The organism is Cereibacter ovatus (assembly GCF_900207575.1).
GTDB classification, from domain to species: Bacteria; Pseudomonadota; Alphaproteobacteria; order Rhodobacterales; family Rhodobacteraceae; genus Cereibacter_A; species Cereibacter_A ovatus.
On record NZ_OAOQ01000003.1, the window covers coordinates 285,183 to 305,387 of the forward strand.

A 20,205-nucleotide genomic window follows, 5' to 3' on the forward strand; every position below is an offset into this window, starting at 1 on the left:
AGACCTGCATCGGGGCGTGATCGGAAAGGCAGGTCACATGAGCATGGGATACCTTTGCAGGGCCGGGCTCGCCGCCCTCGCCTTGGCCACTACCGCGATGACCCCGGTCTTCGCGCAGCAACTGCGGGTGATGGAAGGCAGCGTGTCGAATGCGCTGAACGTTCCGATGAACCGTGCAGTCGTCGTCGAAAGCGAAACGCCGTTTGCCGAACTCTCGATCGCCAATCCGGGGATCGCAGATATCTCGACGCTTTCGGACAGATCGATCTATGTCCTTGGCAAGGCGCCCGGGCGAACCACCCTGACCCTTCTGGGGCCGGACGGGAAACTGATCTCGAACGTCGATGTCCATGTCACGCCGGACGTGGCCGAGTTCAAGGAACGCCTGCGGCAGATCCTTCCCGGCGAGAATATCGAGGTCCGCACCGCGAACGATGGCATCGTGCTGTCGGGCACGGTGTCAAGCATCGCGAAACTTGACCGTGCGCTGGATCTGGCCAACCGCTATGCGCCCGACCGGGTGTCCAACCTGATGAATGTCGGCGGCACGCAGCAGGTGATGCTGAAAGTGCGGTTTGCGGAGATGCAGCGATCAGTGGCCAAGACACTGGGCTCTTCGGTTGGGTTCCGCAACGGGTCGGGTTCGGTCGCGGGCTCGTCGGGCAACTTCATTCTTGAGCCGGGCGCCACCGACGTGACCGTGCCCAGCGGAACGCAGGGCGTGCTGGGGTTCAGCGGGTCGCTGGGCGCGCTTCAGTTCGACGTTCTGCTGGCGGCGCTGGAATCGAAGGGCATGGTCCGCACCCTGGCCGAGCCGAACCTGACCGCGCTTTCCGGGCAAGAGGCGAAGTTTCTGGCCGGCGGCGAATATCCGATCCCCGTCGATGATGGTGAGGACGGTCTGACCGTCGAATACAAGCCTTTCGGCGTCGAGTTGAACTTCACCCCGGTCGTCGTCGACGGCAACGGGATCAACCTGACGATCAACGCCGCCGTGTCGGCGATCGACAACACCGTGACATTCGGCAACAACGACCTTCAGATCGCAGCTTTCAAGCGCCGCGAAACTTCGACCACAGTCGAGATGCGCGATGGCGAAAGTTTTGCCATCGCGGGCCTGCTTCAGGACGATTTCCGCAATCTGAAGGGTCAGGTGCCGTGGCTGGGTGACATCCCGATCCTTGGCGCCCTGTTCCGCAGCGCCGAGTACCAGCGTTCGCAAAGCGAGCTTGTCATCATCGTGACGCCGCATCTGGTCACCCCCACGCGCGGCGAGGCGCTGGCACTGCCGACCGACCGGGTCAAACTGCCGTCGGAACAGGAGCTGTTTCTGTTCGGCCGCGTGACCGGCAAGGGCGCGGTGGGCGAAGTCGCCCGGCAGGATTTCAGCGGTTCCTATGGTTATGTGATGGAGTAAGGCGATGACGCGCGCACTGCGACTGACGATCTTCGCCCCGCTTGCCATCGCGCTGGCGTCGTGCGGAACCCAGCCGATCAGCTCCGAGATCGGCGACGGCACCTTCGGCCAGGCCACGATGAACAACGCACAGGTTCAGATGGGGGCGATCTCGGCCACACAGGCCTTGGGGCAGCGATTCGCGGCCGAAGTGCCGACCACGATCACGTTCCCGTTCGACAGTGCCGCCCTTACCCCCGAGGCGCAGGCCGTTCTGCGCCGTCAGGCCGACTGGATCCGCCAGTTCCCCGAGGTGCGGTTCCGCGTCTACGGCCACACCGACCTTGTTGGCTCGGACCGTTACAACAAGGGGCTGGGTCTGCGGCGTGCGAAGGCCGTGGTGGCCTTCCTTGCCACGCAGGGCATCAGCACCTCGCGGCTTGAGGCGCTTGTTTCCTATGGGGAAACGCGGCCGGTGATTGCGGTTGCCACCCCGGAAGAGCGCAACCGCCGCACCGTGACCGAGGTTTCGGGCTTCGTGCGCAACCATCCGCTGCCCCTGAACGGCAAGTATGCGCAGGTGGTTTTCCGCGAATATGTAGAAGGCGCGACCCGTCCGCACCCGACAAACCGCGAGATCGCGACGCAGATCAATCCCGGCGGCTGACGCGTTGGATAGGCGGACCCTTGCCGGGGTCCGCTTCCAGAAATCAAACAATAACGTTTTTTTAGCCCCATTCCTGCCAACATTGGCCCGCACCTTTGTGCGCAATAGGAAACAGTCTGCTCCGTCGATGGGCGGGTAAAGGTTGTCGGGTTTTCGGGTGTTCAGGGCCATCGGTCCGAAATCGGTTCGCAAGGATCGCCCCCGCTCGGCGCCGGCCAGTGGAAGGACGTGATGGGATGACCAGCGTGGCGACGCTTCAACCGGACCCCGCGCCGATAGTGGCATGCACGGTCTCGCGCGATGTCCAGAATTTCGAGATGCTGATCAACGACATGGAAAGCGAGCTTGGCGAAAGCTGGGGCGATCTTTCCTTCGATGACGCCGAACTGTTTCTGCAACAACCCGATTCGAAGGCGCTGGAATTCGTGGCGCTTGCCGTCAACGGCGAGGATGAAAGCGATCTGGCCCGGATCAGCGGGTTGATCCGCACCGCCAAGGCGCAAGAGATCAAGGTCATCCTGATCGCCGATCAGGTCAGCCCGATCGCGCTGCATCACCTGTTGCGCCTGGGGGCCGACGATTTCGTGCCCTACCCGCTACCCGATGGCGCACTGCATGACGCGATCGAGCGAATCAGACGGCCTGCCGCAGCGGTGCCGCTTGCGCCAATGGTGCCGGTCACACCACATTCGCCGGCTTTCAAGGCGCGCGGTGACCGCGATGGGGTTCTGCTGCCGGTGCATGGGATGGCGGGCGGCGTCGGGGCCTCGACCTTCGCCTGCAACCTTGCGTGGGAACTGGCGACGATCTCCAAGACCGATGCGCCGCGGGTCTGCCTGCTCGATCTGGATTTCCAGTATGGCGCGGTCTCGACCTATCTGGATCTGCCGCGCCGGGATGCGGTGTTTGACATCCTGTCGGATACCGAATCGGCCGACAGCGACAGTTTCCTGCAAGCGATGCTCAGCTACAACGACCGGCTTCACGTCTTTACTGCGCCGCCGGACATGCTGCCCCTGGACATTGTGACGGCCGACGATATCGGCCGTCTGCTTGACATGGCGCAGGCGAACTTCGACTTCGTGGTGATCGACATGCCATCGACCGTGGTCTCCTGGACCGAGACGGTGCTGGCCCGCGCACAGATCTATTTCGCGCTGATGGAGCTTGACCTGCGGTCGGCGCAGAACGTCCTGCGCCTTGTGCGCGCGCTGAAGGCCGAGGGTCTGCCGCTGGAAAAGCTGCGCTATCTGCTGAACCGCGCACCGAAATTCACCGACCTTTCGGCAAAAAGCCGGGTCAAACGGATGGCAGAAAGCCTTGATATCGTGATCGAGTTGCAACTGCCCGATGGCGGGGCCGCGGTGACGCAGGCCAATGACCACGGCGTGCCGCTGTCGGAAGCCGCGGCCAAGAACCCGCTGCGGCGCGAATTGCAGAAGCTTGCGAAATCGATCCACGACCACAGCCGGTCCACGGAAGCCGCCAAGGCCTGACGACCACGGGAGAGTCTGCCGAATGTTCTCGCGCTACCGGAAATCCACCGACGGGTCCGACAAGTCCGCCCCTTCGGCGGCGGTCGGGGCCGCAACGCCCGCAGTGACGGCCCCGAAGACGCCGGTGATGCAGCCCCGCCCCGTCGCGGCGCAGCGCCCCAGCGCCGAGGCCATTGCGCAAGACAAGGAAAAGAAGCGCAAGGAAAGGCTGATGGAGCTGAAGGTCGAGCTTCATCGCCGGCTTCTGGACAACCTGAACCTTGCGGCGATCGAACATGCGACCGAAGCGAACCTGAAATCCGAAATCGCCGCCATCTGCGGCGAGGCACTGGATGAAATGAGTGTGGTCCTGAACAAGGACGAGCGCACGATCCTGAATCAGGAACTTTACGACGAGGTGATGGGCCTTGGCCCGCTGGAGCCGCTGCTGAAGGATGAAACCGTCAACGACATCCTTGTGAACGGCCCGTTCCGGATCTTTGTCGAACGCAACGGCAAGCTGGAACTGACCGACACCGCCTTCAAGGACGAACGCCACCTGCTGCGCATCATCGACAAGATCGTGTCGGCCGTGGGCCGGCGCGTCGATGAATCAACGCCTTACGTCGATGCGCGTCTGGCCGATGGCAGCCGTTTCAACGCGATGGTGCCGCCGATCGCGGTGGATGGATCGCTGGTGTCGATCCGCAAGTTCAAGAAGGAAAAGCTGGGCATTCCCGATCTGGTGCGCTTTGGCGCCTTCACCGACGAAATGGCCGCCTATCTTCAGGCAGCGGTGGCGACGCGGCTGAACATCATCGTCTCGGGCGGCACGGGCTCGGGCAAGACCACGACGCTGAATGCGCTGTCCTCGTTCATCGACAACAAGGAACGCATCCTGACCATCGAGGATACGGCGGAACTGCAACTTCAGCAGGTCCATGTCGGCCGGATGGAAAGCCGCCCGCCGAACGTCGAAGGCAAGGGCGCGGTGACCCAGCGCGACTGTCTGAGGAACGCGCTGCGGATGCGCCCCGACCGGATCATCGTCGGCGAGACCCGTGGCGAAGAGGTCATCGACATGTTGCAGGCGATGAACACAGGCCACGACGGATCGATGACCACGATCCACGCCAACTCGGCGCGCGACGGCATCAGCCGTCTGGAAAACATGGTGGCGATGGCGGGGATCGAGATGCCGATCAAGGCGGTTCGGGCGCAGATCGCCTCGGCCGTCAACCTGATCGTGCAGGCGAGCCGGCTTCAGGACGGCTCTCGTCGGATGGTGTCGATCACCGAACTGACCGGGATGGAAGGCGAGGTGATCTCGATGCAGGAAATCTTCCGCTACGAGCGTCTGGGCGTCGAGCCGTCGGGCAAGATCATCGGGCGCTTCAACGCGACGGGCGTGCGATCACACTATTCCGACCGCTTCCGTCAGTGGGGCTATGACCTGCCGGCCAGCATCTACGAACCGATCGTGTGACGCCATGCAGCTCAGCGCCGCCCCCATCATCTATATCCTGATCTTCCTTGCCGTGCTTCTGCTGGTCGAGGGGATCTATCTGACCGTTTTCGGCAAATCGATCAGCCTGAACAACCGCGTCAGCCGCCGGCTGGCGCTGCTGGAAAAGAACCAGAACCGCGAACAGGTGCTGGAACAGCTCCGCAAGGAGATGAGCCAGCACATGAACGCGCGGGGCATCCCGCTTTATTCGATCCTTGCCTCGAAGGCGCAAAAGGCCAACATCGCCTTTTCCCCGCAGGCGCTGTTGGGGATCATGGCCCTGTTGTCGGGGGTGGCCTATTTCGGGCTGACGGTGGGCACCTCGGCCGGCCTGCCGGTGCGGATTGCGGTGGCGGTCGCGATGGGCGTGGGCGGGGTCTATGTCTGGGTGAACGGCAAGGCCAAGAAGCGCATGGCGCTGATCGAAGAGCAGCTTCCCGATGCGGTGGAACTGATGGTGCGCTCACTTCGGGTGGGCCATCCGTTCACCTCGGCTGTGGCCATTGTCGCCAAGGAAGTGGCCGACCCGCTGGGCACCGAGTTCGGCGTAATCGCGGACGAGGCCGCCTATGGCCGCGACATCGCCGAGTGCATCCGCGCCTTTGCCGACCGGATGGACAGTCAGGATCTGCGCTTTCTGGCGGTCGCGGTGAATATTCAGCAGCAGTCAGGCGGCAACCTGGCCGAGATCCTGGAAGGGTTGGCCAAGGTGATCCGGTCGCGCTTCAAACTGTTCCGGCGGGTGAAGGCCATCACCGCCGAGGCGAAATGGTCGGGCACGTTTCTATCGGCGTTCCCGGTTGTCGCGCTGATCGCGATTTCGATCCTGAAGCCCGACTATTATGACGGGGTCAAGGATACCGCGATGTTCGTCCCGGCCGCGCTGGTTGTGGGCCTGTTCCTTATCGTCAACGTGATCTTCATGAAGATCATGGTCAACATCAAGGTGTAAGCGAATGGACGTCCTTGCCCCCATCGAAGCGATGCTGACCGACGCCCTTGGCCCGCTTGGCCCGCTGCTGGTGCTGGGGGCGTTCGGGATCGTGCTGATTGCAGTCACGCTGCCGGTCATCCTGAAGAAAAAGGTCGAGCCGTTCGACAAGCTGAAGGCGCAGCGCACCGCGGCCGAGTCGTCCACCGGGCAGGCACTGCGCCGTGTCGATGGATCGGAACGGCTGGACCGTTTCGCCACGATCCTCGAACCGAAGACCGCCGAGGAACTGACGGCCTCGCGGTTGAAGATGATGCGCGCGGGCTATCGCTCGAAAGGGGCGGTGCGGGCGTTTCATGCCGCCCAGCTTGTGCTGGGGGTGGGGATGCTGGCGCTGGGCGTGATCTACACGCTGATCGTTTCGGCCCAGCAGCAGATGAGCATGCAGCAGATGATCATGTTCACCCTGCTGCCGGGCGCTGCCGGTTATTACCTGCCGATCTACTGGGTCAAGCGCAGGGCACAGGAACGCCACGATCAGATCGTCTCGGGCTTTCCCGATGCGCTGGACATGATGCTGGTCTGCGTCGAGGCCGGCCAGTCGCTTGACCAGTCGATCCTGCGCGTCGCCCGCGAGACCGCCCCCAGCTATCCCGCCCTGTCGGAAGAATTCGCGATGGTCGCCAACGAGGTCAAGGCCGGCAAGGAAAGGGTGGCCGTTCTCAAGGACATGGCCGAGCGGGTTGGGATCCCCGACGTGGCGTCCTTCGTCACCACGCTGATCCAGTCGGCCACTTTCGGCACCTCGATCGCCGAGGCGCTGCGCGTCTATTCGTCCGAGATGCGCGACAAACGCATCATGCGCGCCGAAGAGAAGGCGAACACCTTGCCGACAAAGCTGACGCTGGGCACAATGATGCTGACGGTGCCGCCGCTGATGATCATCCTGATCGGGCCTTCGGTCTACGGCATCGCCACCCAGCTCGGTGCAAAGTGAGTCGATGTGAGACGATCCGGTCCGGCCTTCTGCCTTATCCTTGTTGCGGGGCTTTTGTCGGCCTGCGGAAGCCCCGACGCGCTGTCGCGGCAAGCCGCGGCCCGCAACGCGCCGTTCGGCGCTGATCCCAGCCGGCACGGGGTGGACGGGCTTCTGGTCGGGCACAGGCTGCTTGAAGCCGGCGAAAACGAACTGGCGCTGCGGGCCTATCTGCGCGCGGCATCCGAACGGGGCATCACCGCGGATGTGCTGTCGGCGCTGGGGTCGGCCAACCTGCGGCTTGGCCGGCTTCAGCAGGCCGAACAGTTGCTGCGTCGCGCGATCAAAATGGACCCGACCTTTGTCCCCGCGATCAACAACCTTGGCGTGGTGCTGATGGAACAGGGACGCGCGCCCGAAGCCAAGCTGGTGTTCAAGCAGGCTTTCGCGCTTGACAGTGGCGCGACGGACTCCATCCGGGAAAATCTGCGCCTTGCCATCGCGAAGTCCGACGCCTCGATCTATGCTGAACAGGAGGAGCGGCACGAGTTCTCGCTCGTGCGGCGTGGGCAGGGGCAGTATGTCCTGCTTTCACAACTTTAACGATATCGGGATCGAGCAGAAAAAGGACGCCCCATGCGCCACCCAGTCCTGATTGCGCTGTGCCTGACCGGCGCGGCGACCCTGGCCGGTTGCGGCAATCGCGATGCGGATGTCGACCGCGCGCTGGAAGCGGTCAATGTGATCGACGAAAGCAACCTGAACGACATCATGCTGACGGTGGGCGCGCCGGAAGAGGCGGTGGCCTATTTCCGCGGCGCCGTCGAGAAGGCGCCCGACCGGATCGACCTGAAGCGGGGTCTGGCCAAGTCGCTGGTGCGCGCCAAGCACCCGGCCGAGGCGGCAACGGTCTGGTCGCAGGTGGTGAACAGCCACGAAGGCACCAACGAGGACCGCGTGGCCTATGCCGATGCGCTGATCCGCGCGAACGACTGGCAGAAGGCCGAGGCCGAACTGAACCGCATCCCCCCCACGCACGAGACGTTTCAACGTTACCGGCTTGAGGCGATGGTGGCTGACAGCAAGAAACAGTGGAAAAAAGCCGACAGTTTCTACGAGATCGCGACCGGCATGACGACCCAGCCCGCCGGCGTGCTGAACAACTGGGGCTTTTCCAAGCTGACCCGCGGCGATGCCTCGGGCGCTGAAAAGCTGTTCCAAGAGGCGCTGACCTACGAGCCGAACCAGTTCACCACCAAGAACAATCTGGTGCTTGCCCGCGGCGCGCAGCGCAAATACGACCTGCCGGTGATCCAGATGACCCAGAAGGAACGGGCCGAGCTGCTGTATACGCTGGCACTGGCGGCGGTGAAGCAGGGCGATGTGACTGTGGGCAAGGGGCTGTTGCAGGACGCCATCGACACCCACCCGCAGCATTTCGAGGCCGCCGTGCGCAGCCGCGACGCGCTTGATGCCGGCTGATGCGATGATCACGACACCCGCCCTTGCCGCGCTGATCTTTCTTCCCTTCGTGCTGCCCATCGCGATTTGGGTCGCATGGAGCGACATGAAATTCATGAAGATCCCGAACAAGGCAGTGGTGGCGCTGGCGGCGGTGTTCCTGCTGCTGGGGCCGCTGGCGCTGCCTTTGGGCGACTGGGGCTGGCGCTGGCTGCATCTGGTGGTGGTGCTGGCGATCGGCTTCGTGATGAACCTTGGCCGGCTGATCGGCGCGGGCGATGCCAAGTTCGCCGCCGCCATGGCGCCGTTTTTCGCCGCGGCCGACCTGCGGTTCGCGCTGGCGCTGTTTTCGGCGGCGCTTCTGGCCGCTTTTGTCAGCCACCGCGGTCTGGGCCGCCTGCCCGCCTTTCGCACCGCAGCGGCCGATTGGGAAAGCTGGAAGCGGCGCGATTTTCCGATGGGTCTGGCGTTATCGGGTATGCTGATCCTTTACCTTCTTGCCGCTATCCTCGACGCCTGACCCAGCCCCGCTTCCGGTGAGCCCATGAACATGCAGACCTCGAACGTGATCGCCCCGCCCTCGCCGCGGACGCTGGCCGAGACCGGCCTTTCGCTGGTGATGCTGCGCGACATCCTGATCAAGACGATGTTCCGCATGAATCTGGATCTGGTCAGCCAGATTGCGCAGATCCTGTGCCTGCCGGTGCAGCTGACCCAGGAACTTGTGGACATGGCCCGCAGCCAGCGCCTGATCGAGGCGACGGGCACGCTGCATGCCACCTCGGGCAACGAGATGGGCTATCAACTGACCGATGCCGGCAAGGCACGCGCCCTCGATGCGCTGAGCCAATCGGAATATTATGGCGCCATGCCGGTGCCGCTGGATCACTACAAACAGCAGGTCACCCGCCAGTCGGTGCGCAACATCAAGCTGACACGGGCGCAACTGACCTCGGCCATGGGGCATCTGATCCTTCCGGACGAGCTTCTGGACCATCTGGGCCCCGCGGTCAGTTCGGGGCGGTCAATCCTGATGTATGGCCCGCCGGGCAATGGCAAATCCTCGATCTCGAACGGGATTCGCGACGCCCTGGGTGACAGGATCTATGTGCCCCGCGCGCTGGAATATTCGGGGCAGGTCATCACGGTCTATGACCCGATCGTGCATCGTGCCGCCGAAGCGGCGGTGGATGATCCGACCAGCCTGCGTCGCACCTCGAACCGCTTCGACAACCGCTATGTCTGGTGCGAACGCCCGACCGTGATCACCGGCGGCGAGCTGACGCTGGATATGCTGGATCTGACCTACAACCCGGTGGCGCGGACCTATCAGGCGCCGCTGCAACTGAAATCAACCGGCGGCATCTTCATCGTCGACGACCTTGGCCGTCAGGCCGAACCGCCACAGAAACTGGTGAACCGCTGGATCGTGCCGCTGGAGGAAAGTCGCGACATCCTTGCCCTGCAATCGGGCGAGAAATTCACCGTGCCCTTCGACACGCTGGTGATCTTTTCCACCAACTTCCACCCGAACGAGATCTTCGATGGCGCGGCCCTGCGGCGGATCTTCTTCAAGATCAAGATCGACGGGCCGAACCAGGAAAACTTCCTGAAAATCTTCGCGATGGTGGCGAAAAAGCGCAAGATGCCGCTGGATGAATCCGCACTTCTACATCTGATGAAGGTGAAATTCCCGACCATCGAGAACCGCTATGCCAACTACATGCCGGTCTATCTGATCGACCAGATGATTTCGGTCTGCGAGTTTGAAGGGCTGCCCTACCAGATGTCGCCCGCGCTGATCGACAGGGCCTGGGCCAACATGTTCGTCCGCGACGAAGTCATCGCGAAGTAAGCAGCCGGACCGGCCCCGTCTCGGTCAGGATCGCATCCAGCGGCTGGTCGGTGGGTTCGGTCGGCACCTCGGGCAGTTCCTGCGCGGCGAAGGCAAAGCCCACCGCCGTCACCGGGTGCCGGGCCCGCAACCGTTCCAGCGTGCGGTCGTAAAAGCCGCCGCCATAGCCCAGACGAAAGCCGCGCCGGTCAAAGGCCAGCAACGGCACGATCAACACCTCGGGTTCCAGCCATGCGCCCTCGGCCGGGACACGGGCGCCGAACGGGCCTTCGGTCAGGGGGCAGCCGGGGCCCCATTCGCGAAAGCGCAGCGGCTCGCCCGGGGCCACGATCACCGGCACGCAAACCGGCCCATCATGGGCGGCCATCGCCGGCAGCGGGTCGATTTCGGACCGGATCGGCATATAGCCCGACAGCACCCGCCCCCGCAGCGGCGCCAACCAGTCGGCCAGCAGTTCCGCCGCCTGCCCCTGCCCGCCGGCATGGGCCAGCCCACGGGCGGCGGCGGCGGCGCGGCGCGCATCGGCCTTGCGTGCCGCCAGCGTCACAACAGCACCAGCGTGGCCAGACCAAGGAACACAAAGAACCCCATCACATCGGTCAGCGTGGTCACGAATGTCCCCGAGGCCAGCGCCGGGTCAAGCCCCAGCCGGTTCAACCCCAAGGGCACCAGCACCCCCCCCAGCGCCGCCACCACCTGATTGCAGATCATCGCCATGCCCAGCACCGCGCCCAGCAGCGGATCGCCAAAGATCACGAACCCGGCCAGCCCAAGGATCAGCGCCAACCCCAGCCCGTTCAGCAGCCCCGCCATCAATTCGCGCCGCACCACCCGCGGCGCGTTGGCCGAGGTCAGGTTCCGCGTCGCCAGCGCCCGCACCGCCACCGCCAGCGATTGTGTCCCGGCGATCCCCCCGGTCGAGGCGACGATCGGCATCAACGCCGCCAGCATCACCAACTGCGCAATCGTCGCCTCGAACCCCGAGATCACGACGGCCGACAGCGAAGCCGTCCCAAGGTTCGCGACCAGCCACGGCAACCGCTGGCGCGCAGTGGCAAAGGGGCCGTCCGACAGGTTGCTTTCATCGCCCACGCCGGCAAGGCGCAGGATGTCTTCCTCGTGTTCTTCATCCAGCACGTTCATCGCGTCATCGATGGTAATGACGCCCACCAGCCGGTCGGCCTCGTCCACCACCGGGCAGGAAATCAGGTGATACTGATTGAAGATATAGGCGACCTCGGCTTCCTCGACCGTCGCCCTTACGGTGCGGAAACTGTCCTCGACCAGATCGGTCAACCGCACCTCGCGACGCGCCGACAACAGCCGGCCCAGCGTGACATACCCCTGCGGCTTCATCCGCGGATCGACCAGAATGACGTGGTAGAACTGAAGCGGCAGTTCTTCGGCGCGACGCAGGAAGTCGATGGTTTCGCCCACGGTCCAGTGCTCGGGCGCCACCACCACCTCGCGCTGCATCAGGCGGCCGGCGGAGTATTCCGGATAGGACATCGCCTGCTCGACCGCGACCCGGTCGGCGCGTTCCAGCGCATCAAGGATGATTTCCTGCTGCGGCTCTTCCAGATCCTCAAGGATGTCCACCACATCGTCGGTATCAAGCTCGCGCACCGCCTCGGCCAGAACCTCGGGCGGCAGGGTCTCGATCACCTCTTCGCGGATCGAATCGCTGATCTCGGACAGGATCTCGCCATCGATCTCGTCCGACCACAGTGCCAGAAACTCGCGCCGGTCGGTCGGACCGATCTGCTCCAGAATGTCGGCAATATCGGCGGCATGCAGCGGGTCGAGCAATTCGCTCAGGCGGGCCTGATCGCGGGCTTCCACCGCTTCCAGCACGGAGTCGACAATCCGCTCACCCGCCGGGCCCTGCCGCTCGTCGTCGCCCTCTGCCTGCACCATGCCGCCCCCGCTTCGCCAGTGCGGCGACCTTAGCGGATGGGGGATCGAAGAAACAGAGGTGCAGGCAAATTTACCCTTCCCGCGAAAGGGGCTAGGCTGGGCCGACACCAAAGGAAAAGGGGGCGGCATGGCCGATCTGTTGTTGGGTCAGGTGATCTCCTTCACCGGCGACCCGTTTGTCGAAGGAGAAACCGCCGCCCGGCATGATTCCTGCGGCGCGGTGCTGATTGAAAACGGCCGGATCACGGCCACCGGCCCCGCACCGGCCCTGCGCGCCGCCCATCCACAGGCCCGCATCACCGACTACGGCCGCGCGCTGATTTCGGCCGGCTTCATCGACGCCCATGCCCACTACCCCCAGACCGCCATCATCGCAAGCTGGGGAAAACGCCTGATCGACTGGCTGCAAGCCTACACCTTCCCCGAAGAGATGCGCTTTTCCGATCCCGCCTATGCCGCAGATGTGGCCGGCCGCCACCTCGATCTGGTGCTATCGCAGGGCACCACATCAATATGCAGCTATTGCACCATCCACCCCGAAAGCGTCGACGCCTTCTTCACCGCCGCCCGCGCCCGCGGCCTGCGCGCCTGGGGCGGCAAGACCTGCATGGACCGCAACGCCCCCCCGGGACTTCTGGACAGCGCCCAATCCGCCTATGATGACAGCAAACGCCTGCTCGACACATGGCACGGACAGGACCGGCTGTCCTACGTCATCACCCCGCGCTTCACCCCCACCTCGACGCCCGGGCAACTCGCGGCGCTCGGCGCCCTGTGGCGCGAACGCCCCACGGTGCTGATGCAAACCCACCTCTCCGAACAGCCGGACGAGATCGCCTGGGTCCGATCCCTCCACCCCGAAGCCCGCGACTACCTGGATACCTACGACTCACACGGCCTTCTGCGCGAAGGGGCCGTTTTTGGCCATGCAATCCACCTGACCGACCGCGAGAAAGCCCGCCTGACCGAAACCGGCGCCAGCCTGATCCATTGCCCGACCTCGAACAGCTTCATCGGCTCCGGCCTGTTTGACATGGATCTCGCGAGAACCCTCCGTGTGGGCCTTGCCACCGACACCGGCGGCGGCTCCTCCTTCTCGATGCTGCGCACGATGGCCGCCACCTACGAGATCGCCCAACTGCGCGGCCACACCCTCCACCCGGCACATCTGTGGTGGCTGGCAACCCAGGGCTCCGCCCGCGCCCTCCACGCCGAAGACCGGATCGGCAACATCGCCCCGGGACTCGAGGCCGACCTCGTGGTGCTGGATCTTGCCTCCACTCCCGCGATCGAACAGGCGACGCGACGGGCGGAAACGCTCTGGCAACAGCTGTTTCCCACCATCATGATGGGCGACGACCGCGCGATCCGCGCCGTCTGGATCGGGGGCCGCCAGCACATCTGACCCCCCGTTTCATTCTGGCCCAAATATCCCGGGGTCCGGGGCAGAGCCCCGGCCGCCTCAACCAGCGCCAAGCATCTCCAGCGCCGCGGCATGGATCTCGGCATTGGCCGCCGCGATCACCCGCCCGCCGGACGGGTTCCGCCGCCCCTGCCAATCGGTAAACACACCGCCTGCGGCCTCGATCACCGCCATCGGCGCCTGCACGTCATAGGGCTGCAAACCCGCCTCGACCACCAGATCGATCTGCCCCGCCGCCAACAGCGCATAGGCATAGCAATCCGTGCCATAGCGTGTCAGCTTGACCTGCCGGCTCAGACGGCGAAAGGCCGCTTCCTCTTCGGCGCTGCCGACTTCGGGAAAGGTCGACATCAGGATCGCCTCGGCCAGGGGCCGCGGGGCGCGTGTGGCCAGCGCCCGCTCGCCCATGGGTCCCCGCATGACGGCACGCCCCAGCCCGCCCTCGAACCGCTCGCCGATATAGGGCTGGTCGATCAGCCCATAGATCGGCCCCGTCTCGTCCGCGACCGAGATCAGAACCCCCCATGTCGGCGTCCCACACAGGTAAGAGCGCGTCCCGTCGATCGGATCAAGCACCCAGGTCAGGCCACTCTGCCCGGCACGCGCGCCCATCTCCTCGCCAAGAATCCCGTCCTGCGGCCTGCGATGCGCCAGGATCGCCCGCATCCGCTCCTCGCACAGCCGATCGGCGACCGTGACCGGATCGAACCGATCGGCCTCCTTGGTCTCGGCCGACAGGCCGGCGCTGCGGAAATGAAGCAATGTGGCCTCGCGGGCCGCTGCGGCAAGATCCGCCGCGGTGCCGATCAGGTCGGCACGGTCGCTTTCGCTAAGCATTGGCATCTCGGCCCTCCTGCCTTCCGCCGGTAGCGCGCGAAAGGATCAGGGTCAAGCGGCGGCGCCCCCGGGCCGATGGGGGGCGCCCGCTCACCCGTCTGTTCAGGCCGCTTCGGACAGCACGCGTGCCAGATCGAACAGGCGCCGACGCTGCGCCTCGGGGATCGCATAATAGGACCGCACCAGTTCCAGCGCCTCCTTGTCGGTGATCCGGTCGCCCTCGGCCTGACGCGCCTGATCGCCCGCCCCTTCCAGACCCTCGAAGAAGAAGCTGATCGAGACGCCCAGCGCCTCGGCGATATCCCACAGCCGGGACGCGCTGACGCGGTTCATACCGGTCTCGTATTTCTGGATCTGCTGGAACTTGATGCCGACGCAATCCGCCAGTTGCTGTTGCGTCATGCCCACCATCCACCGCCGGTGGCGGATCCGCTTGCCAACATGGGCGTCGACGGGATGTTTCATGAAATGTCTCCGTAATCTTCCAGCTGTCCCTGCCAGACTTACAAGCAGGAACCGTGCCAATGTGGCATTAACATTCCTTTTCTTTCCAGAAAAAGTTGGCCTGTAACAAAACTGTCTTTTTGGATATGTCCATTCATACAGACCGCCGAACCGCCACGCACCGCCGCCCCGGATCACCCATCAGGCGCACTGGAAAGACTCTACTCGCCCTAAAATCGTTTTGCAAAACGCATTGCATAATGCAATGTTTTCGCAAAGAGAGTTTCGCATTTTGCGACGAATGTGGTTTTTTCTGGCAATGTCGCGGCCCGAATGCTGAAATCGGCCCCTGAAAACGCCCACCAGACAAGGCCAAGATATCCCCATCATGCGCGCCTTCCGCCTCCATGAAACCGGCTCCGCCCCGACGCTGGATGACATTCCGCCGCCCACACCCGGCCCGGGCGAGATCCGCCTGCGCATCGCAGCCTGCGGGCTGAACTTCGCCGATCTGCTGATGATCGAAGGCCGGTATCAGGAACGCCCACCGCTCCCCCTCACCCTCGGGATGGAGGTCGCCGGCGTGGTCGATGCCCTCGGCCCCGGCGTGACCGGACCCGCCCCCGGAACCCGCGTCGCAACCTTCGGCAGCGCAGGCGGCCTTGCCGAATATGGCTGCTGGCCCGCGGCACGCTGCCTGCCCCTGCCCGAAGGCGTCAGCTTCCAGTCCGCCGCCGCGGTCCAGATCGCCTATGGCACCGCCCATCTCGCCCTTGACCACCGCGCCCGCCTGCAACCGGGCGAAACGCTGCTTGTCACCGGCGCGGCCGGCGGCACCGGCCTCGCCGCAGTCGAGATCGGCAAACGCATGGGCGCCCGCGTCATCGCCAGCGCCCGCAGCCCAGAGCGGCTCGACATCGCCCGCGCCGCCGGGGCAGACGAAACCATCGACAGCGACACCCCCGACCTCAAGTCCGCCCTCAAGGCACTCGGCGGCCTCGATGTCACCTACGACACCGTCGGCGGCACCGGCTTTCACGCCGCCCTTGGCGCCTCGCGCCCCGAGGGCCGCCTGCTTGCCATCGGCTTCGCCGGCGGCGACGTGCCGCAAATCCCCGCCAACCTCCTCCTCGTGAAGAACCTCAGCGTGATCGGCCTCTACTGGGGCGGCTACCTGACCTTCGCCCCCGCAACCCTGACCGCCAGCCTCACCACCCTGCTCGGCTGGCTCGGCGACGGCAGCCTGAAGCCGCACATCAGCCACACCCACCCCCTCGACCGCGCCGCCGAAGGCCTCACCCTGCTTCGCAACCGCACCGCCACCGGCAAGGTCGTCATCACGCCCTGATCTTCATTCTGGCGGAAATATCCTCGGGGGGAGCCTCCGGCCCCGCCGGAGGCCGGGGGGCAGACAGCCCCCCGCTTGCCTGCCCGGCATAGGCACGCCGGATCAGATCGGCCAGAACCCCGACCGCCGGACTGTGCACCGGATCGGCCACATACAGATTGACCTTGCTGGTCGCCAGATCGGGCAGCGCCCCGCCATGGGCGATCCGCTCCATATAGCGCGGCTCGGCCCCCGCCAGCGAAACATGCACCGCCAGATCCGCACTCACACTCGCCTCGATGGTGCGAGAGCTGTCGGATTCCACCGCCATCGTCCAGGGCACCCCCGCCGCATCCAGGGCCGCCTGCACCCCCATGCGGAAGATGCAGTTCGGCTCGAACGCAAGGCGCAGCGGGCGGTGCTTCCAGGCCTGTCCGCCCGGCGCCCCCACCCAGACCAGCGGCAACTCGACCAGCGTCTCGCCGCCCGGCTCGACCGAATCCTCGGTCGTCATGATGACATCGCACTCCCCGCGCGCGAACTGCACCTTCAGCTTCCGGGTATAGGATGACAGCAGCGTGACCCGCATCCGCGGATATTCCACCGCGAACCGTTGAAGCACCTGCGGGATCGCCGGGTATACGATGTCATGGGGCACCCCCAGAACCACCTCGCCCTCGTAATCGTCATGCGTCAGCCGGCCGAACACCTCATCGTTCAGCGCCAGCATCCGCCGGGCATAGCCCAGCAACTGCTCGCCCGCCGCCGTCAGCGCGACCTTCCGCCCCGATCGGTCCAGCAACGCCAGATCCAGCGCCTCTTCAAGCCGCTTGATCTGCATCGACACCGCCGATTGCGTCAGGTTCAGAAACCCCGCCGCCCGCGTCACGCCGCCCGCATCGGCCACGGCCACGAAAGAGCGCAGCGCCGTCAGGTCGAGATTGCGCGCCATATCACCAATCCTGATGCTTCACGTCAAAACCATTCATTTTCCAAATGTGAATGATTCTGGCACAAGGTTCAAGCGGCAGGAGGGCCCTGCTGCCTGCCGACCCGATCACGGAAAGGAACGATCATGTTTGTCTCGCTTCACACCGCCCGCCTCGCGACCCGCGGCGTGCAGACGGGCGGGCATCTGCAACGCCTGGCCACCACGGCCCGTCTGGCGCTTGCCGCACACCGGCAGCGGCGCGCGTTGGCCAACCTCGACCCCCGGCTGCTCAGCGACGTGGGCCTGACCCCCGCCGAGGCACAGGCCGAAACCGCCCGCCCGATCTGGGACGTGCCGTCAAACTGGCGCTGCTGAAACGACAGATCCGGGTTTTCCCGCGCCCGGATTTTCTTGCACTTTTCCGGCCGGAAATCCTTGAACTGCGCCCCCCGCTTTCCAATATTGGCGGCAATAGGCGCGGCCGCGCGGACCAGATCCGCGAAGGTGCGCCGCAACGGCACAACATGGAGAGCAACCGATGGCCGAATATCAGACAATCCGTTCGGTGGGCGCGGGCGCCCGTTCGGCACGGATCGACGAGGGCCTGCGCGCCCACATGAACAAGGTCTACGGGCTGATGTCGGTCGGCATGCTGCTGACGGGCGCCGCGGCCTGGTCGATTTCCGGCCTTGCGACAACCACCGATCCCAGCCTTGCGGCCGGCCAGCTTGGCAGCGGCAAGTATCTGACCGACCTTGGCGCGCTGATCTATACCAGCCCGCTGAAATGGGTGATCATGTTCCTGCCGCTGGTGATGGTCTTTGCCTTCAGCGCGATGATCAACCGCCTGTCGCAAGGTGCCGCGCAGCTGTTCTTCTATGCCTACGCCGCGCTGATGGGCCTGTCGCTCAGCTCGATCTTCCTTGTCTTCACCGGCACTTCGATCGCGCAGACCTTCCTGATCACCGCCATCGCCTTCGCGGCGCTGTCGCTTTTCGGCTACACCACGAAGAAAGACCTGTCGGGCCTTGGCACTTTCTTCATGATGGGCGTGATCGGCCTGATCGTGGCGATGATCGTGAACATCTTCCTCGCCTCGTCGGCGCTGGCCTTCGCGATCTCGGCGATCGGCGTGCTGCTGTTCGCCGGCCTGACCGCCTATGACACGCAGAACATCAAGACCACCTATCTTGAACATGCGCATACCGGCGATCAGGAATGGCTGGGCAAGGCCGCCATCATGGGCGCGCTTCAGCTGTATCTCGACTTCATCAACCTGTTCATGTTCCTGCTGCAATTCATGGGCAACCGCGAATAATTCACGCAGGCGACAGGCCAGACCCGTCAAAAACCCCGCCAGACCCCGCGTCTGGCGGGGTTTCTTCTTGCCCGACCGCCCGCGCAGGCCCAGTCAGTCCTGACGAAACCGGCCAAGGCCCGTTCGGCACTGGACCTTGCCCGCAACATTCCCTATATAATCAGTCAACAAACCGCGCGAGAGTTCCATGACCCACCAGCAGGACATGATCGAGGGCGCCCCCCTCATCAAGCCGTCAAGCACCGACCACCCGCTTTACGACAGCATCGTCGAGGCTTGCCGCACGGTCTATGACCCGGAAATTCCGGTGAACATCTACGACCTCGGCCTGATCTACACCATCAGCATATCGCCCGAGAACGATGTCGAGATCCTGATGACGCTGACCGCCCCCGGCTGCCCCGTCGCCGGCGAAATGCCCGGCTGGCTGGCCGATGCGGTCGAGCCGGTTGCCGGCGTCAAATCGGTGAATGTCGGCATGACCTTTGATCCGCCTTGGGGCATGGACATGATGTCAGACGAAGCGCGGCTGGAACTGGGCTTCATGTAAGCCCCTGAAGGCAAGGAAAACCATGTTCTCGATCCCCGGCAAACAGGCCCTCAGCCTGACCCCCGCCGCCGCAAGGCAGATCGCGCGGCTGATGGAGAAGCAAGGTTCAAAGGGCCTGCGCATCGGCATCAAGAAGGGCGGCTGCGCGGGCATGGAATATACCATGGACTATGTCGCCGCCATCGATCCGCTGGACGAGATCGTGGAACAGGACGGCGCGCGGGTGATGATCGCACCGATGGCGCAGATGTTCCTGTTCGGCACCCAGATCGACTATCAGACCGGCCTTGTCGAATCGGGCTTCCGCTTCAACAACCCCAACGTGGTCGATGCCTGCGGCTGCGGCGAGTCGATCAAGTTCCGCGACGCCGAAGCCTGAGCCTTTTCTCGGGCCTTCCCATGGCGTAACAGGATGCCCGCACGACAACGGGAAGGAACGCACATGCAGAAGCTCGCCGCGGGCAACTGGAAGATGAACGGCACCGGCGCCGATCTGGCCGAGATCGAGGCGCTGGCCAAGGCGCATCCCGCGCCCGGATGCGAGGTGCTGATCTGCCCGCCTACCACGTTGATCGCACGCATGGCGGCCAACGCGCCGGCGATGCTGCGGATCGGCGGACAGGATTGCCACCCGAAAACCGCAGGCGCCCATACCGGTGACATCTCGGCCACGATGCTGGCCGACGCGGGCGCAAGCCACGTCATCCTCGGCCACTCCGAGCGCCGCGCCGACCATGGCGAAACCGATTCCCTGATCCGCCTGAAGGCCGAGGCCGCCCATGCCGCGGGCCTTGTGGCCGTGGTCTGCGTCGGCGAAACCGAAGCACAACGCGACGCCGGCCAGACCCTGCCGGTGATCGGCGCCCAGCTGTCCGGCTCGGTGCCCGACGGCGCCACCGCGGCCAATACCGTGATCGCCTACGAACCCGTCTGGGCCATCGGCACCGGCCGCACCCCGACCACCGCCGAAATCGCCGAGGTCCACGCCTTCCTGCGCGCCCGCCTTGCCGAACGGTTCGCCGATGCCTCCGGCTTCCGCCTGCTCTACGGCGGATCGGTCAAACCCTCGAACGCGGGCGAAATCTTCGCGGTCCCGAATGTCGACGGCGCGCTGGTCGGCGGCGCCAGCCTCAAGGCCGCGGACTTCGGCGCCATCATCGCGGCGCTCTCGGCCGCCTGACCGACCATGC

22 protein-coding genes are annotated in these 20,205 nt (G+C 64.7%); 17 read left to right on the plus strand and 5 right to left on the minus strand.

Annotated elements, in window-relative coordinates; genetic code table 11:
- The first annotated feature begins 37 nt into the window (after positions 1 to 37).
- From CRO07_RS05785 to CRO07_RS05830, 10 genes are all read left to right on the plus strand, one after another.
- Positions 38 to 1,417, plus strand: a complete 1,380-nt coding sequence (locus CRO07_RS05785) for a type II and III secretion system protein family protein (RefSeq protein WP_097029729.1) — start codon at positions 38 to 40, stop codon at positions 1,415 to 1,417.
- Between the two features lie 4 nt (positions 1,418 to 1,421).
- Entirely contained in the window at positions 1,422 to 2,063 is a 642-nt protein-coding gene (locus CRO07_RS05790; RefSeq protein WP_097029730.1) for an OmpA family protein, read from the plus strand.
- 236 nt (positions 2,064 to 2,299) lie between these two features.
- Positions 2,300 to 3,559, plus strand: a complete 1,260-nt coding sequence (locus CRO07_RS05795) for an AAA family ATPase (protein ID WP_097029731.1) — start codon at positions 2,300 to 2,302, stop codon at positions 3,557 to 3,559.
- 22 nt (positions 3,560 to 3,581) lie between these two features.
- Positions 3,582 to 5,024: a CpaF family protein gene (locus tag CRO07_RS05800; protein ID WP_097029732.1), complete on the plus strand. Its 1,443-nt coding sequence runs from the start codon at positions 3,582 to 3,584 to the stop codon at positions 5,022 to 5,024.
- A 4-nt stretch (positions 5,025 to 5,028) separates the two neighbouring features.
- On the plus strand, positions 5,029 to 5,997 hold the full coding sequence (locus tag CRO07_RS05805) for a type II secretion system F family protein (RefSeq protein WP_097029733.1): 969 nt from the start codon (positions 5,029 to 5,031) through the stop codon (positions 5,995 to 5,997).
- Positions 5,998 to 6,001: 4 nt separating this feature from the next.
- Positions 6,002 to 6,973: a type II secretion system F family protein gene (locus tag CRO07_RS05810; protein WP_097029734.1), complete on the plus strand. Its 972-nt coding sequence runs from the start codon at positions 6,002 to 6,004 to the stop codon at positions 6,971 to 6,973.
- Between the two features lie 6 nt (positions 6,974 to 6,979).
- On the plus strand, positions 6,980 to 7,555 hold the full coding sequence (locus CRO07_RS05815) for a tetratricopeptide repeat protein (protein WP_235840939.1): 576 nt from the start codon (positions 6,980 to 6,982) through the stop codon (positions 7,553 to 7,555).
- A 33-nt stretch (positions 7,556 to 7,588) separates the two neighbouring features.
- Positions 7,589 to 8,434: a tetratricopeptide repeat protein gene (locus tag CRO07_RS05820; protein WP_097029735.1), complete on the plus strand. Its 846-nt coding sequence runs from the start codon at positions 7,589 to 7,591 to the stop codon at positions 8,432 to 8,434.
- A 4-nt stretch (positions 8,435 to 8,438) separates the two neighbouring features.
- Positions 8,439 to 8,933 (plus strand): prepilin peptidase, encoded by a 495-nt coding sequence (locus CRO07_RS05825; protein ID WP_097029823.1) that lies wholly within the window; start codon positions 8,439 to 8,441, stop codon positions 8,931 to 8,933.
- Positions 8,934 to 8,957: 24 nt separating this feature from the next.
- On the plus strand, positions 8,958 to 10,268 hold the full coding sequence (locus tag CRO07_RS05830; protein WP_097029736.1) for a P-loop NTPase family protein: 1,311 nt from the start codon (positions 8,958 to 8,960) through the stop codon (positions 10,266 to 10,268).
- Here CRO07_RS05830 and CRO07_RS05835 read toward each other — a convergent pair.
- Both CRO07_RS05835 and mgtE read right to left on the minus strand, forming a co-directional pair.
- Positions 10,255 to 10,815, minus strand: a complete 561-nt coding sequence (locus tag CRO07_RS05835; RefSeq protein WP_097029737.1) for a 5-formyltetrahydrofolate cyclo-ligase — start codon at positions 10,813 to 10,815, stop codon at positions 10,255 to 10,257. The genes CRO07_RS05830 and CRO07_RS05835 overlap by 14 nt on opposite strands.
- Positions 10,812 to 12,182, minus strand: coding sequence for a magnesium transporter (mgtE, locus tag CRO07_RS05840; protein WP_407919621.1), 1,371 nt, complete (start codon positions 12,180 to 12,182; stop codon positions 10,812 to 10,814). The genes CRO07_RS05835 and mgtE overlap by 4 nt, the downstream gene beginning before the upstream one ends.
- A 130-nt stretch (positions 12,183 to 12,312) precedes the next feature.
- On the opposite strand from mgtE, the gene guaD reads away from it, so the two are divergent.
- Positions 12,313 to 13,590 (plus strand): guanine deaminase, encoded by a 1,278-nt coding sequence (guaD, locus tag CRO07_RS05845; protein ID WP_097029739.1) that lies wholly within the window; start codon positions 12,313 to 12,315, stop codon positions 13,588 to 13,590.
- Positions 13,591 to 13,647: 57 nt separating this feature from the next.
- Here guaD and hisN read toward each other — a convergent pair whose 3' ends face one another.
- Positions 13,648 to 14,451 carry a histidinol-phosphatase gene (hisN, locus tag CRO07_RS05850; RefSeq protein WP_097029740.1) on the minus strand — a complete coding sequence of 268 codons (804 nt, stop codon included), beginning with the start codon at positions 14,449 to 14,451 and terminating at the stop codon, positions 13,648 to 13,650.
- Between the two features lie 96 nt (positions 14,452 to 14,547).
- Positions 14,548 to 14,910 carry a helix-turn-helix domain-containing protein gene (locus CRO07_RS05855; RefSeq protein ID WP_002722818.1) on the minus strand — a complete coding sequence of 121 codons (363 nt, stop codon included), beginning with the start codon at positions 14,908 to 14,910 and terminating at the stop codon, positions 14,548 to 14,550.
- Between the two features lie 367 nt (positions 14,911 to 15,277).
- Between CRO07_RS05855 and CRO07_RS05860 the strand changes: the two genes are divergently transcribed.
- Positions 15,278 to 16,237, plus strand: coding sequence for an NADPH:quinone oxidoreductase family protein (locus CRO07_RS05860; protein WP_097029741.1), 960 nt, complete (start codon positions 15,278 to 15,280; stop codon positions 16,235 to 16,237).
- Here the strand turns inward: CRO07_RS05860 and CRO07_RS05865 are convergent.
- Positions 16,227 to 17,168, minus strand: coding sequence for a LysR family transcriptional regulator (locus CRO07_RS05865; RefSeq protein WP_097029742.1), 942 nt, complete (start codon positions 17,166 to 17,168; stop codon positions 16,227 to 16,229). The two genes, CRO07_RS05860 and CRO07_RS05865, sit on opposite strands and share 11 nt — an antisense overlap.
- Before the next feature lie 123 nt (positions 17,169 to 17,291).
- Here CRO07_RS05865 and CRO07_RS05870 point away from each other — a divergent pair, with 123 nt between their 5' ends.
- The 5 genes from CRO07_RS05870 (at position 17,292) to tpiA (ending at position 20,195) form a co-directional block, all read left to right on the plus strand.
- Positions 17,292 to 17,522, plus strand: a complete 231-nt coding sequence (locus tag CRO07_RS05870; protein WP_097029743.1) for a DUF1127 domain-containing protein — start codon at positions 17,292 to 17,294, stop codon at positions 17,520 to 17,522.
- A 163-nt stretch (positions 17,523 to 17,685) separates the two neighbouring features.
- Positions 17,686 to 18,465: a Bax inhibitor-1/YccA family protein gene (locus CRO07_RS05875; RefSeq protein WP_097029744.1), complete on the plus strand. Its 780-nt coding sequence runs from the start codon at positions 17,686 to 17,688 to the stop codon at positions 18,463 to 18,465.
- 187 nt (positions 18,466 to 18,652) lie between these two features.
- Positions 18,653 to 19,015, plus strand: coding sequence for an SUF system Fe-S cluster assembly protein (locus CRO07_RS05880; protein ID WP_097029745.1), 363 nt, complete (start codon positions 18,653 to 18,655; stop codon positions 19,013 to 19,015).
- A 22-nt stretch (positions 19,016 to 19,037) separates the two neighbouring features.
- Positions 19,038 to 19,394 carry a HesB/IscA family protein gene (locus CRO07_RS05885; protein WP_097029746.1) on the plus strand — a complete coding sequence of 119 codons (357 nt, stop codon included), beginning with the start codon at positions 19,038 to 19,040 and terminating at the stop codon, positions 19,392 to 19,394.
- 63 nt (positions 19,395 to 19,457) lie between these two features.
- The gene (gene tpiA / locus CRO07_RS05890; protein ID WP_097029747.1) at positions 19,458 to 20,195 is read left to right on the plus strand and encodes a triose-phosphate isomerase; all 738 of its coding nucleotides are present in this window, start codon (positions 19,458 to 19,460) and stop codon (positions 20,193 to 20,195) included.
- The last annotated feature ends 10 nt before the right edge of the window (positions 20,196 to 20,205 follow it).